The sequence below is a fragment of the Mesorhizobium sp. EU05-FHT14A09 genome (assembly GCF_058790995.1).
In genome coordinates this window covers 17,458-29,615 of sequence record NZ_JBYTDF010000009.1, presented here as the reverse complement: position 1 = coordinate 29,615, position 12,158 = coordinate 17,458, and the positions used below count along the sequence as shown (strand labels likewise).

Annotated in this window: 11 protein-coding genes; 6 read left to right on the top strand and 5 right to left on the bottom strand. The window is 63.0% G+C overall.

The annotated features are described in order from the left end of the window. The first annotated feature begins 8 nt into the window (after positions 1 to 8). Positions 9 to 1,226, top strand: coding sequence for an arsenite efflux MFS transporter ArsK (arsK, locus tag AC3WTO_RS24330; protein ID WP_492463682.1), 1,218 nt, complete (start codon positions 9 to 11; stop codon positions 1,224 to 1,226). Here the strand turns inward: arsK and AC3WTO_RS24325 are convergent, their stop codons facing one another. Then, a complete protein-coding gene (locus tag AC3WTO_RS24325) occupies positions 1,227 to 1,748 on the bottom strand; it encodes a GNAT family N-acetyltransferase (protein ID WP_492463683.1) in 522 nt (173 codons plus the stop codon). A 138-nt stretch (positions 1,749 to 1,886) separates the two neighbouring features. On the opposite strand from AC3WTO_RS24325, the gene AC3WTO_RS24320 reads away from it, so the two are divergent. Continuing rightward, positions 1,887 to 2,897, top strand: coding sequence for an NADP-dependent oxidoreductase (locus AC3WTO_RS24320; protein ID WP_492463684.1), 1,011 nt, complete (start codon positions 1,887 to 1,889; stop codon positions 2,895 to 2,897). 196 nt (positions 2,898 to 3,093) lie between these two features. On the opposite strand, the gene AC3WTO_RS24315 is transcribed toward AC3WTO_RS24320, so the two are convergent. Continuing rightward, positions 3,094 to 4,170 carry a D-alanine--D-alanine ligase family protein gene (locus tag AC3WTO_RS24315; protein WP_492463685.1) on the bottom strand — a complete coding sequence of 359 codons (1,077 nt, stop codon included), beginning with the start codon at positions 4,168 to 4,170 and terminating at the stop codon, positions 3,094 to 3,096. A 345-nt stretch (positions 4,171 to 4,515) separates the two neighbouring features. On the opposite strand from AC3WTO_RS24315, the gene AC3WTO_RS24310 reads away from it, so the two are divergent. Beyond that, positions 4,516 to 6,885, top strand: a complete 2,370-nt coding sequence (locus tag AC3WTO_RS24310) for an FdhF/YdeP family oxidoreductase (protein ID WP_492463686.1) — start codon at positions 4,516 to 4,518, stop codon at positions 6,883 to 6,885. 74 nt (positions 6,886 to 6,959) lie between these two features. Beyond that, entirely contained in the window at positions 6,960 to 7,166 is a 207-nt protein-coding gene (locus tag AC3WTO_RS24305) for a hypothetical protein (protein ID WP_492463687.1), read from the top strand. Positions 7,167 to 7,191: 25 nt separating this feature from the next. Here AC3WTO_RS24305 and AC3WTO_RS24300 read toward each other — a convergent pair whose 3' ends face one another. Then, positions 7,192 to 7,563: a nuclear transport factor 2 family protein gene (locus AC3WTO_RS24300; RefSeq protein WP_492463688.1), complete on the bottom strand. Its 372-nt coding sequence runs from the start codon at positions 7,561 to 7,563 to the stop codon at positions 7,192 to 7,194. A 41-nt stretch (positions 7,564 to 7,604) separates the two neighbouring features. Beyond that, positions 7,605 to 8,063 carry a pyridoxamine 5'-phosphate oxidase family protein gene (locus AC3WTO_RS24295; RefSeq protein WP_492463689.1) on the bottom strand — a complete coding sequence of 153 codons (459 nt, stop codon included), beginning with the start codon at positions 8,061 to 8,063 and terminating at the stop codon, positions 7,605 to 7,607. A gap of 81 nt (positions 8,064 to 8,144) precedes the next feature. On the opposite strand from AC3WTO_RS24295, the gene AC3WTO_RS24290 reads away from it, so the two are divergent. Continuing rightward, positions 8,145 to 9,248 carry a serine hydrolase domain-containing protein gene (locus AC3WTO_RS24290; RefSeq protein WP_492463690.1) on the top strand — a complete coding sequence of 368 codons (1,104 nt, stop codon included), beginning with the start codon at positions 8,145 to 8,147 and terminating at the stop codon, positions 9,246 to 9,248. 143 nt (positions 9,249 to 9,391) lie between these two features. After that, positions 9,392 to 9,805: a tellurite resistance TerB family protein gene (locus AC3WTO_RS24285; protein WP_492463691.1), complete on the top strand. Its 414-nt coding sequence runs from the start codon at positions 9,392 to 9,394 to the stop codon at positions 9,803 to 9,805. A gap of 94 nt (positions 9,806 to 9,899) precedes the next feature. Here the strand turns inward: AC3WTO_RS24285 and AC3WTO_RS24280 are convergent, their stop codons facing one another. Beyond that, positions 9,900 to 12,134 (bottom strand): sulfatase-like hydrolase/transferase, encoded by a 2,235-nt coding sequence (locus tag AC3WTO_RS24280; RefSeq protein ID WP_492463692.1) that lies wholly within the window; start codon positions 12,132 to 12,134, stop codon positions 9,900 to 9,902. Positions 12,135 to 12,158 lie beyond the last annotated feature (24 nt).

The following is a 12,158-nucleotide window of genomic DNA, read 5'->3' as shown; positions in this document are numbered from 1 at the left end:
GATGGAAGATGGCCTTTTCATTTGATCGCCGGCGCGCCGCAATCATCTGGGGTCTCGGTCTGACGCAGATCATCGGCTACGGCTCGCTGTATTACAGTTTCTCGATCCTTGCGCCGCAGATGGCGCGCGACTTCTCCTGGTCGACCGAATGGGTGTTTGGAGCCTTTTCCGCCTCGCTGCTTCTGGGAGGGCTTGCCGCTCCCTCGATCGGCCGATGGATGGACCGATATGGTGCCGGCCAGATGATGGCGCTCGGCTCGGTCATCGCTGCCGTCGCGCTGGTCCTGTGTGCGTTCGCACCCGAGCGCATCACTTTTGTTGCGGGGCTTGTTGCCGTCGAAGTCGCTTCGGCATTCGTTCTTTATAACGCAGCCTTTGCGCTGCTGGTTCAGATCACGCCTCAGAATGCGCAGCGAAGCATCACGCACCTGACCCTGATCGCGGGGTTCGCATCGACATTGTTCTGGCCCGTCACTTCGGCGCTGCAGCAGCATATGAGCTGGCGCGAGGTCTATCTCGTCTTTGCAGGCATCAACCTGTTGGTCTGCCTGCCGATCCATCTGTGGCTGTCATCGATCATGAAAGCCGATCGACGGCTTGCAGCCACCTTGCCCAAGGCCGACGTCGTGATCGGAACCATACCGACCGAAGATCGTCCCAGGGCTTTTCTGCTGATGGCAACGGGTTTCGCGCTGGAGGGCTTCGTGCTGTCGGCTCTTCTCATCCACATGGTACCGCTGTTGACGACAGTTGGCCTGGGAGCCAGTGCGGTTCTGGTCGGAACAGTCTTCGGACCTTCCCAGGTCTTCAGCCGCTTTGCCAACATGGTGTTCGGCAAAACGGTATCGCCGCTTTTCCTCGCCGTCATATCGGCCTCGCTGCTGGTCGTAGGCATGGCGGTGCTGCTTGCCAGCGCGCCGTCTTTCATCGGGGCGATTGCCTTTGCTATTCTGTTTGGGCTTGGCGCCGGTCTGACAAGCATCGTGCAGGGCTCGTTGCCGCTGCATCTGTTCGGCTCTGACGGCTACGGCGCGCTGTTGGGCAAGATATCCGCTGCCCGGCTACTGGCCTCCGCAGTGGCGCCCTTTGTCTTTGCTTTCCTGCTCGGACAGATCGGCACGTGGTCGGCTTTGTGCACAGCTATCGCCCTGGCAATCTGTGCCGGCATCGCATTCGCCGGCATCGGTTGGAAGCGACGGTCACTCGAACTGGTACCTGGAACCTGACTAGCCCAGTTCGAGATGCTTCATGAAATAGACGGAGGCTTTCGGCCTTCCGTAAGGATCGTTGAAGTGATGCGGAACCACGCCGATCTCGCGCCAGTTCAGCCGGCGATACAGGCGTTCGCCGGCGCCACCCTGCACAGTGTCGAGCAGCAGCAGGCTGCGCCGGTGCCGTCTGGCCAGGCGTTCGACCTCCGCCATCAGCGCGGCGCCGATGCCTTGACGCTGGAAGTCGCGATGCACGAGAAGCTTGTAGACCTCGGCGCGGTGCGGCGCGTTCGGCTCCGGCGAGAGATAGAGCTGCACGGTGCCGACAAGGCGGTTGTCGAGGAAGGCTCCGATCAGCAGGCGCTCCCCGTTGCTGGTCGAGCGGATCGTGCCCTCCCAGAAATCTCGGGCATGCAGCGCTTCCAGCGGCCAGACGAATCCGACAAGAGCGCCGTCCTGCACACTCTGGATCAGCATCTCGACCAGGACCGGCAGATGGGCATTCGCCGCCTCCGGCGTCAGCTTGATGACGTTCATTCTTCCTCCACCCGCTGTCCAGGTGCTGAAATTCACCTCAACCATCGGACACTAGCAACTGGTTGTTTCCAGTGTCATTTTGACTTCGCAATTCGGTTCACGTTCCAGGCGGGCGAAATGGCATCCGGCGAGCGCACAATGCAGGCCTTTGTTATGACGGGTTATGGCGGTGCCGAAGCCGCCGGACTGCGCGAGATGCCGCGGCCTCGACCTGCGCCCGGCGAGGTGCTGGTGCGAGTCGCTGCGGCGGGGCTCAACCCGGTCGATTTCAAGACCCGCGAAGGCAAGCTGAAAGTCATCCACCGTTACCCGCTGCCGGCCATCATGGGCAACGAACTGGCCGGCGTGGTCGAGGAGCCGGGCGAGGGCGTGACGGCGTTCGCCAAGGGGGACCGGATCTTCGCCCGCATGCCGAAGGCGGCAATGGGTGCCTTCGCGGACTATGCGGTCGTTCCCGCCGATCTCCTTGCCGCCGTGCCGGCATCGCTGGATTTCGAAAGCGCCGCCGGCGTGCCGCTGGCCGGGCTCACCGCGCTGCAGGCGCTGCGCGATGAACTCGGCGCGAAGAAGGGCAGCCGTATCTTCATTCCCGGTGGGGCAGGCGGCGTCGGCACCTTCGCCATCCAGTTGGCCAAGCATCTGGGGGCCGAGGTCACCACCACAGCATCGCCGCGCGGCAGGGCGCTCGTCGAACGGCTGGGTGCCGACGTGGTCATCGACTACACCACGCAGAAGTTCGAGGATCATGTGCGCGACATGGATGGCGCCTTCGACCTGCTTGGCGGCGAGACGCTTAAGCAAACATTTTCCGTGGTGAAGCGCGGCGGCAAGGTGGTCTCGATCGCCGGAATGCCCGAACCCCAGACGGCACTGAAGGACCTCGGCCGTGGTGTCGGGCTGGCCACCCTGTTCTGGCTGGCATCGTTCAGCCTGCGCGCCGAAGCCAGGAAGCACGGCGTCTCGTATCGCTATCTGTTCATGCATCCGAGCGGCAGCGAGCTCGCCGAACTTGGCGACCTGATCGGGCGCAAGAAACTGGAGCCGGTCATCGACCGGGTGTTCCCCTTTGCTGCAATCGGCGAAGCGTTCGCCTATCTGGAGGCCGGCCGCGCCAAGGGCAAGGTCGTGGTGCGGATGGCGGGTGCGTGATCCCCCTCTCCGTCTCGCCCTGCGGGCGATCCACCTCTCCCCCATTTCATGGGAGCGAGGAACACCAGGCTGGAGAAGCGCCGGCGTTGCCACAGCGGTTCCTCGCCCCTGCCGAAGGCGGGGGAGAGGTGGCTCGGGCGAAGCCCGAGACGGAGAGGGGGCTTCGCAGCCTCTGCGATTGGCCTCGCCCCAGCCCTCACAAAGCGCGGTTCGCGCGCGCCATGCCGTGCGCGACCAACCGGTCGATGATTTCGGGGTAGCTGACGCCGCTCGCCGCCATCACCTTGGAATACATGCTGATATCGGTGAAGCCGGGGATGGTGTTCAGCTCGTTGATGAAGATGCGCATGTCCGCCGTGACGAAGAAATCGGCGCGCGCCATGCCATCGCAGCCGAGCGCACGAAACGCCGTCGCCGCATGGGCGCGGATTTCGTCCTCGACGCCCGCGGGAATGTCGGCCGGCACCCTCAAGGCTGCCCCGTCCGCATCGATATATTTAGCGTCATAGCTGTAGAAGCCATGGCTTTCGGCCGGGGTGATCTCCCCGGTGCGCGATACGAACAGCGTGCCGTCGGGATTCTCCAGGACAGCGCATTCGATCTCGCGTCCCTTGACGAACGCCTCGGCCAGCAGCTTGTCGTCATGACGGAAACCTTCGGACAGGGCGGCCTCATACTCCGCTCGTGTCGAGGCCTTGCTGATGCCGACCGAGGAGCCTTGTCGCGCCGGCTTGATGAAGATCGGCAGCCCGAGCGCCTTCTCCAATCCATCGAAGGCCGGTGCGGCGCCGCGCCGGATGGTGACCGATTGCGCGGCGGGCACGCCGGCCGCGTTGAACAGCCGCTTGGCGATGTCCTTGTCGAGTGCGTTGGCCGAACCCGGTATGCCGCACCCGGCCAGCGGCACGCAGGCCACCTCGGCCATGCCCTGCACCGCGCCATCCTCGCCAGGAAGACCGTGCAGGACCGGAAACAGGATGTCGATCTTGGGCAGTTCGTAGGGCACGTCGTCCTTGGGCAGGGCGATCGCCCGCCCATGCCTGCCCGCCAGCAGGCAAAGCTCGGTGCCGCTGGATGGTGTCGCCAGCGTGCCGTTTTCATAGGTGCTCAGCAGCCACTGGCCTTCACGGGTGACGAAGATCGGGACGGGATCGTATTTCTCAGGCGCCAGCGCCTTCATGACATTGGCCGCCGAAAGCAGTGAAACATCATGCTCGGCCGAGCGCCCGCCGAACAACACGGCAATGCGTAGTCTTCCTGACACGTCGACCATGACATCCCCCTGAAAGCGCCGCCCGTGACGGGCCGTTGACCTGATCTCGCCGGGGTGTGGGGTACGTCTGAGGCTCAATTGGGGCGCGATGTTGCGGGTGCCCGATTTTCCACGGGCATGACGTGATTCCGTATCGATTGCATTTTTGGCGTTGCATCACCGCGCTGGGGTAAGCACAATGATCGGACCGGGCAGGTGCCCTTAGATAAGACACTGATATCAAAGGGAGAAATAAATTAGCGATTGCTCGAATTGAAAGGGCGGCCGCGCGGGCAAGGCAAATTTCGTGCACGGAATTGCAACGCGCCGCGATCCGCGGTGGGCAGAATCGCAGGAGATCCGTCAATGACGAAGAAACGTCCTGAAGGCATTGCCGACTACAAGGGACCAGCCGGTGGCTGGGGAGCGCTGAAAGCGGTCGCTCTCGCCCTCAAGGATCAGCAGGTGGTGGCGCGCGGCGCACGTGCGCTGATGAGCCAGAACAAACCCGACGGCTTCGATTGCCCGAGCTGCGCCTGGCCCGATCCCAAGCACACCGCATCCTTCGAGTTCTGCGAGAACGGTGCCAAGGCGGTGGCCTGGGAAGCGACCACCAAGACCATCGGCGCGGAGTTCTTCAGGCAGCACAGCGTTCGCGAACTGTGGACGAAATCCGACTACTGGCTGGAGGACCAGGGCCGCATCACCGAGCCGCTGCGCTACAATCCCGATACCGATCACTATGAGCCGGTCGCCTGGGACGCGGCGTTTGCCGAGATCGGCGCCGGTCTCGATGCGCTCGACCATCCTGACCAGGCCGAGTTCTACACGTCCGGCCGTGCCTCCAACGAGGCGGCGTTTCTCTACCAGCTGTTCGTTCGGCTCTACGGCACCAACAATTTCCCCGACTGCTCCAACATGTGCCATGAGGCCACCTCGGTCGGCCTGCCGAAGTCGATCGGCGTCGGCAAGGGCACGGTCAGCCTGGAGGATTTCGACCATGCCGACCTGATCCTGTCCTTCGGGCACAATCCGGGCACCAATCACCCGCGCATGATGGCCACCCTGCGCCAGGTGAAGAAGCGTGGCGCCAAGATCATCGTGTTCAATCCGCTCAAGGAACGAGCGCTCGAGCGGTTCGAGTCGCCGCAGTCCGTCGTCGAGATGGTGACGATGACGTCGACCCCCATCGCCAACACCTATTTCCAGGTCAAGGTCGGCGGCGACACCGCCGCGATCAAGGGCATCTGCAAGGCGCTGCTGGCGCTGGACCAACTGACCCAGCCCGCCGGGCAGCAGCCGATCTTCGACTATGGCTTCCTCGACGAGCACACATTCGGCTTCAATGCCTTCGCCGACGACCTGGCGGCGACAGCCTGGGCCGATATCGAAAGGGCCAGCAGCCTTTCCCGGGCGGATCTGGAAAGCGTGGCGGACGCCTATGCCCGATCGAAGGCCACCATCATCTGCTACGGCATGGGCATCACCCAGCACCGCACCGGCACGAGCAACGTGCAGCAGCTCGTCAACCTCCTGCTGCTGAAAGGCAATATCGGCCGGCCGGGCGCCGGGCTCTGCCCGCTGCGCGGACACAGCAATGTCCAGGGCGATCGCACCGTCGGCATCTGGGAGCGTCCCGGCGAAGCCTTCCTCGACCGTCTCGGGCAGGTGTTCGGTTTCGAGCCACCGCGCGCGCACGGCCATTCCGTCATCGATGCTGTCGCGGCGATGCGCGATGGCTCCGCCAGGGCGCTGATCTGCCTGGGCGGCAACCTCGCCGTCGCTTCGTCGGACCCGCATGCCTGCGCCGAGGCGTTCCGCAAGCTCGATCTTTCCGCCCACATCACCACCAAGCTCAACCGCACGCATCTGCTGGTTGGCCGCAACAGCTTCATCCTGCCTTGTCTCGGTCGCACCGATATCGACACGCAGGCCGGCGGCCAGCAATTCGTGACGGTGGAGGATTCCATGTCGATGGTTCATGCCTCGCGCGGCTTCATCAAACCGCCGAGCGCCAACGTCAGGTCCGAACCCTGGATCGTTGCCCAGATCGCCAAGGCGACGCTGAAGGGCAAGGGCGGGGTGGACTGGGATGCGATGGCCGCCGACTACGACCTGATCCGCGACAAGATCGAAGCCGTCTTCCCGGATTTCCAAGACTACAATGCCAGGGTCGCGGTTCCTGGCGGCTTCAACCTGCCCAATGCCGCCGCACAGCGCGTGTGGAAGACCGAAACCGGCAAGGCCAATTTCCTGATCGCGTCCGGCCTCCAGGAAGATGGCGCCAGCACCGATCCGGCTGTGCTGAACCTGACCACGCTGCGCTCCCACGACCAGTTCAACACCACGGTCTATGCGCTCGACGACCGCTACCGTGGCGTCTTCGGACGCCGTGACGTGCTGTTCATCAACACGCGCGAACTGGAGCGTCTCGGTTTCGAGGAGGGCGATGTCGTCGATGTCCTGACGGCGCTCGACCATGCCGGCGATCATCGCATCGTGCGCGGGCTGACGCTCGTCGAATACAACCTGCCCGACGGATGCTGCGGCGCCTATTATCCGGAAGCGCAGCCACTGGTCGCCCTCGACCATCACGATCCGGAAAGCCGCACGCCGGCCTATAAATCGATCCCGGTCCGCATCCGTGCGACGCAAGGCAGCACCGAGGCCGATCTTGTTGTCGAAAAGGCCGGCGTCCTGGGCGGCAGGTTTCCGCAGGCGGCGCACCGCGAATGAGGTCGCATGCCTTCAGACCGGTGGAAAACCGGTTTTCGGGCAGGCTTGATGAGACATGTTTCGAGGAGGAAGCGATGGGCGAGACGTATCACTGGTCCGATCCTGCCATGACGGCCGTCGGCCGCGCGCCGGACGATCCCAACCTGAAGTTCTCGATGGACGCCGCCGGCAACAAGCCGCCGAAGGATAGCCTTGCCAACATGAAACGGCCGGGCAAGGACGCCTCGCCAGAGGGCGCCCTCTATTACAACGGCGAAGGAGACGACAGCTGGCATCCGTGATCTGGCGTCGAGACGCGCCGAAGCGTCAGGTTTCGCGTGTCGGCGTGCCCTGGTGGAACATCATCCGCCAGGCGCCGTCGGAACGTTTCCAGATCGAGCTTCGCAGCGTGTGCAAGGCCTGATCGCCGTCGACCCGGCGCGTGCGGTAGGTCAGCAGGACGACATCGTCGGCCAGCGATTTCAGTTTGAAGCCGCTGGCCGCCAGCTCCGGCGCGGCATCGTTTGCTTCCGCGGCAAGACTGAGCACGATCTCCTGCTTGTCGTAGACCCGCCCCGACCTGCCGAACTCCACGAAATCGTCCGCCAGAAGCGCGCTGACGGCGGGTCTGGACGCTCGAACGCTCTGCTTGAACAGTTCCTCTTCCAGTCCCCGGATGAGGTTCAGGTCATGATCCACGGCTTTCTCCTGTCTGCGATCCCTTCAGGCGCGCGCCGGTATCATGGCCAGGCGTAATCCGGGCCCGTCCGGAAAAACGAGACGTTGTTGGTGAAAATGCTTGCCGGCTGCAGCCGGATCATCCGGTTGGCCGGGTCCTCGGTCTTGGCGATGGTGTCGATGAACCAGTCGTTCCAGTGCTCCCGCGGGCCGAGATATTTCAGAAGCAGGCGATGGAAACGTGCCGGTGACGAGGTTTCGACTGTCGCCGATCCACGCAGGCCGCAATGCAGCAGCACGCCGGCGGCATTGTCGAAATGCACGATCTCGACCGCGCATCGCGGCTCCCGCAGCAGACGGGTGACCGAGCTGCCGCCTTCGTCGCCGAGCATCCACAACACACCTTCTTCCCATATGAACCAGACCGGCGCATTGCGCGGCGCACCGTCCTCGGCAAGCGTCGAAAGGTTTGCCATCAGTGGCAGGGTCAGCACCGCATCGGGATCAAAAGCACGCATCATCGGCATAATCTCCGGGCAATGAGGTTTGCTTTGCTCGAAACAAAAGTGTCGGATGGCCTGAACTGAACAGTGACCTGAACAATGAAAACCCGGCGCGACGTCCTCGGTCAATCTCTTGCCACTGCCGGCATATTGGCACTCTCGCCAAAACATGTGCTTGGGGCTGCTCGGCTGTCCGACCTTGAAGAGCAGATCAAGATGGAAATGCGCCGTTTTGCGGTGCCCGGCGTGTCGTGGGCTCGCATTTCAGATGGCGCCGTTCACAGTGCAGGTGTGCTGGGTAGCCGATCAGCGGGAATTCGAGCGTCGATCAGCCCGACAACGCGTTTTCAGGCGGCCTCGCTCAGCAAGACCATCAACGCCCTGTGCGTCCTGACGCTCGTGCGGGATGGTGTTCTTGATCTGGACGAGCCCGTCAATGGACGTCTTACAGGCTGGCAACTCGGTGGCCACAACAACGCAGGAAGCGTAACGACCCGGATGCTGCTGTCGCATTCCGGGGGTGTCAACGTGCCCGGCTTTCGCGGCTATGAGCGATTTCGCTCTCTTCCCAACGTCAGCGAGATACTCGATGGCATTCGCCCCGCCAACTCGCCGAGCATACGCATTCAATACGATCCCGGAAGCCGTTTTGCCTATTCGGGTGGCGGGGTCACCGTGTTGCAAAAACTGGTCGCTGACGTTACCGGCCTGTCCTATGTGCTCGCCGTCGAAAAGCGCGTCCTCGACCCTCTCGGCATGCTTTCATCGAGCCTCGCGCAGCCGCCGCACGAGATCGACCTGGCCCTGGGGCATGATGGCCAAGGCACGCTTATCGAAGGAGGGTATCGCCTCTACCCAGAGCAGGCGGCGGCTGGTCTATGGACGACTGCCGCCGATATGGCGCGCGCGATCTGTGCCGTGCTGAGATCCCTGGACGATGCGGCTGATGCGCTTCTGCCGTCTCGCCTGGCGAAGCAGATGATCACACCCGTCATCGAAAAAGCTGGCCTCGGCTTGTTTGTCTCCAGGGCGGGAAACATCGGGCACGTTGGCGTCAACCTAGGGTTCGGCGCTGTTTTTGCCGCAGCTCCTGCTCTCCGACGCGGCTATGTCGTTATGTCGAACGGCCAGAACAGCGAGAGGCTCAATGATGCCGTTGTTGAGCTTCTGACCAGATCTGCAGGCTGGGACAGGATAGACTGACACCGTTCGTCGGTGCTCAGGCTGGAAAAACGCGTTGCCGCGATGCTTGCGGACATTTCTCCTTGTTGCTGCCTTTGTTCATTCTTAGCTCCAATGGCATTGCTGGTTTCAAGCCAGCCAATGCCAAACCGAACGGAGACATGATGCCTGGCCTCAATCCGCATGAAGCCCTGATCCACCTGATGGTGATCACTTCGGCTTCGGATCGCGACATGACCGATGTGGAACTGGCGCGGATCGGCGATGTGGTCTCGTCATGGCCGGTGTTCGAGGACTTCAGCCACAACAAGCTGGTGGCGGTCGCGCAGAAGTGCCAGAAACTGCTGCACGAGAAGGATGGGCTGGATGGGGTGCTTGCCAAGGCCGCCAAGGCCTTGCCGGAGCGGCTGCACGACACCGCCTATGCGGCGGCGTTCGAAGTTGCTGCCGTCGACCTCGAAATGCGGCTGGAAGAGGTGCGCGTGTTGCAGCTCATCCGCCGCGCGCTCGACCTCGACACGCTGACGGTGGCGGCCATCGAGCGCTCGGCCAAGGCTCGCCACCGCATGCTCACGTGAGCGAAGGACCTGTTGTGGACGGCCGGCCTCGATCTTCCGGTCCGGTCCGTCGCGGGCAATAATTTCCTGCGCCGCGCACTGTCTGCGGAGCTGGTCAATCCACATCCAGGCTCATCGGCACGACGTCGCGATCTTCGCCGATGGCGTAGTCGATGCGCATGATCCGTCCGGCAAAATCCGGACTTGTCCGTCGCTCCGGGTCCACAGGTTCCGGATTGCTGCGCCCGAATGTCAGTTGCGACAGTGACAGCCTGAGCAGTGTCCGCTCGAATTGGTGTTCGTTATCGGCCTGGCCATCGACGATCAGGCGACCGCGTCCCTTGAGTGTTCCGGTCTTCTCGAACACGAAGGCGACGTTTGTTGCACCGGGCGGAACCTCGCGCTTCGAAACGATCCGGCTGATTTCAAAACCGGCGTGGTTGTAGGTATAGACCAGCCGGTTGTCGATGATGTCGATCGCATAGCCGCCATGGCAACTGCCAAAGCAGACGAGTGTCCCGCCCTGGTCCGTGTCGTCACGCTCGATCGCGATCGTGATGCGATGCGAGACATCCTGTGTCATCGGGGCTGCCTCCGCGGGAATGGCGGAGATCGGTGGGAAGAAGCTGCATTCGGTACGCCAGCGCGGTGCGCCGGGTCGGAAAGGTGGTTTGAACAGCGTGTCGCTGTCGTCGAGCGGCATCACGCCGTAGCGACCGGCTTCGGCCCACCAGCGTTCCTTCATCTCGGCCAGCTTTTCGGGTTTTTCGCGGGAGAGGTCGTGTATCTCGGAGAAATCCTCGTCGAGATGGTAGAGCTCCCAGCGCTCGCTGTCGAAGTCGCTTCCGGCTTTGTGCTGCGTTACCGCCTTCCAGCCGCGATGCCAGATGCTGCGATGCCCATACATCTCGAAATATTGCGACTGCTTGACGGTCGGCGCATCGGGCGCGTCCAGCGTATATGCGAAGCTTTCTCCGTGAATGGGCATCTGTGCCACGCCGTTGATGGTGTCGGGGGCATTGACGCCGCAGATCTGCATGATTGTCGGCGTGATGTCGGTCACATGCGCGAATTGCGTGCGAACGCCACCTTTGTCGGCAATGCCTGCCGGCCAGGAGAAGATCATCGGATCGCGGACGCCGCCGCCATGGGTGAAACTCTTGTAGAGCTTGAGCGGTGTGTTGGAGGCCTGCGCCCAGCCCCAGGGATAGTTGCCGGAACTGCGCGCCGATCCGATGTCGGCGATGCTTTCGCGCGAAACGGAATAGTCCTCCGGCAGGCGGTTGAACCAGCGCAAGACGTTCGTCGTGCCGTCCGGATCGCAATCGGTGGACGCGCCGTTGTCGGAAATCAGCACGATGATCGTGTTGTCGCGTATGCCGGTGCGGTCGAGGAAGTCGAGCAGCTTGCCGAATGCCGCATCGGTGTGGTCGAGCAGTGCGGCATAGGCCTCCTGCATGCGTTCCGAAACCTCGCGCTCGTCGCCGTCAAGCTCCGCCCAGGCGCGAACACCAGGATTGGGCAGGGGCAGTTCGGTGGCTTCGGGCACGAGGCCCATGGCCTTTTGCTTGGCCAGTCTGCGCACGCGCTCCTCATCCCAGCCATGGGCGAAGCGGCCGCGATATTTCGCCAGCGTCGGCCCTGGGGCCTGGTGGGGAAAATGCCCCGCGCCATAGCAGAGATAGAGGAAGAACGGCTTGTCCGGCCATATCGCCATCTTGTCGGCGATGTAGCGGACCGCGCGGTCTGAAAGGTCGTCGGACAGATGATAACCCTGCTCAGGCGTGGCGGGCGGGGAGACCTGCTGGTTATCCTGGCAGAGTTCCGGGTGGAACTGGTCGGTGCTGCCGTTCATGAAGCCGTAGAAGCGTTCAAAGCCACGGCCGAGCGGCCACTGGTCGAAGGGGCCGGCGGCATTGGCGTTTTCGGTCGGCGCCAGATGCCACTTGCCGACCGCATAGGTCGCGTAGCCCTGCGCCTTCAGCATTTCGGCCAGTGTTCCGGCGCGATGGCTGATGGCGCCGCGCCCGGATGGCCAGCCCATGTCGGTATTGGCCAGATAACGCATGCCGACGGAATGGTGGTTGCGCCCGGTAAGCAGGCAGGCGCGCGTGGGGGAACACAGCGTTGTCGTGTGGAAGTTGCTGTAGCGCAGGCCGGTGTCGGCGAGCGCATCGAAATTCGGAGTATCGATCGATGAGCCGAAGCAGCTGAGGTCGGAATAACCCACGTCGTCGAGCACGACATAGATCACGTTCGGTTTGCCCGCCGGGCCTGTCGGAATGTCCGCGTAGTCGCGCTCGGATTCGTGGTGCGTGCGGCCAATGCGGCCCCGAAATTCGGAAATCATGAAACCTGTCCCACGTCTGAGGCC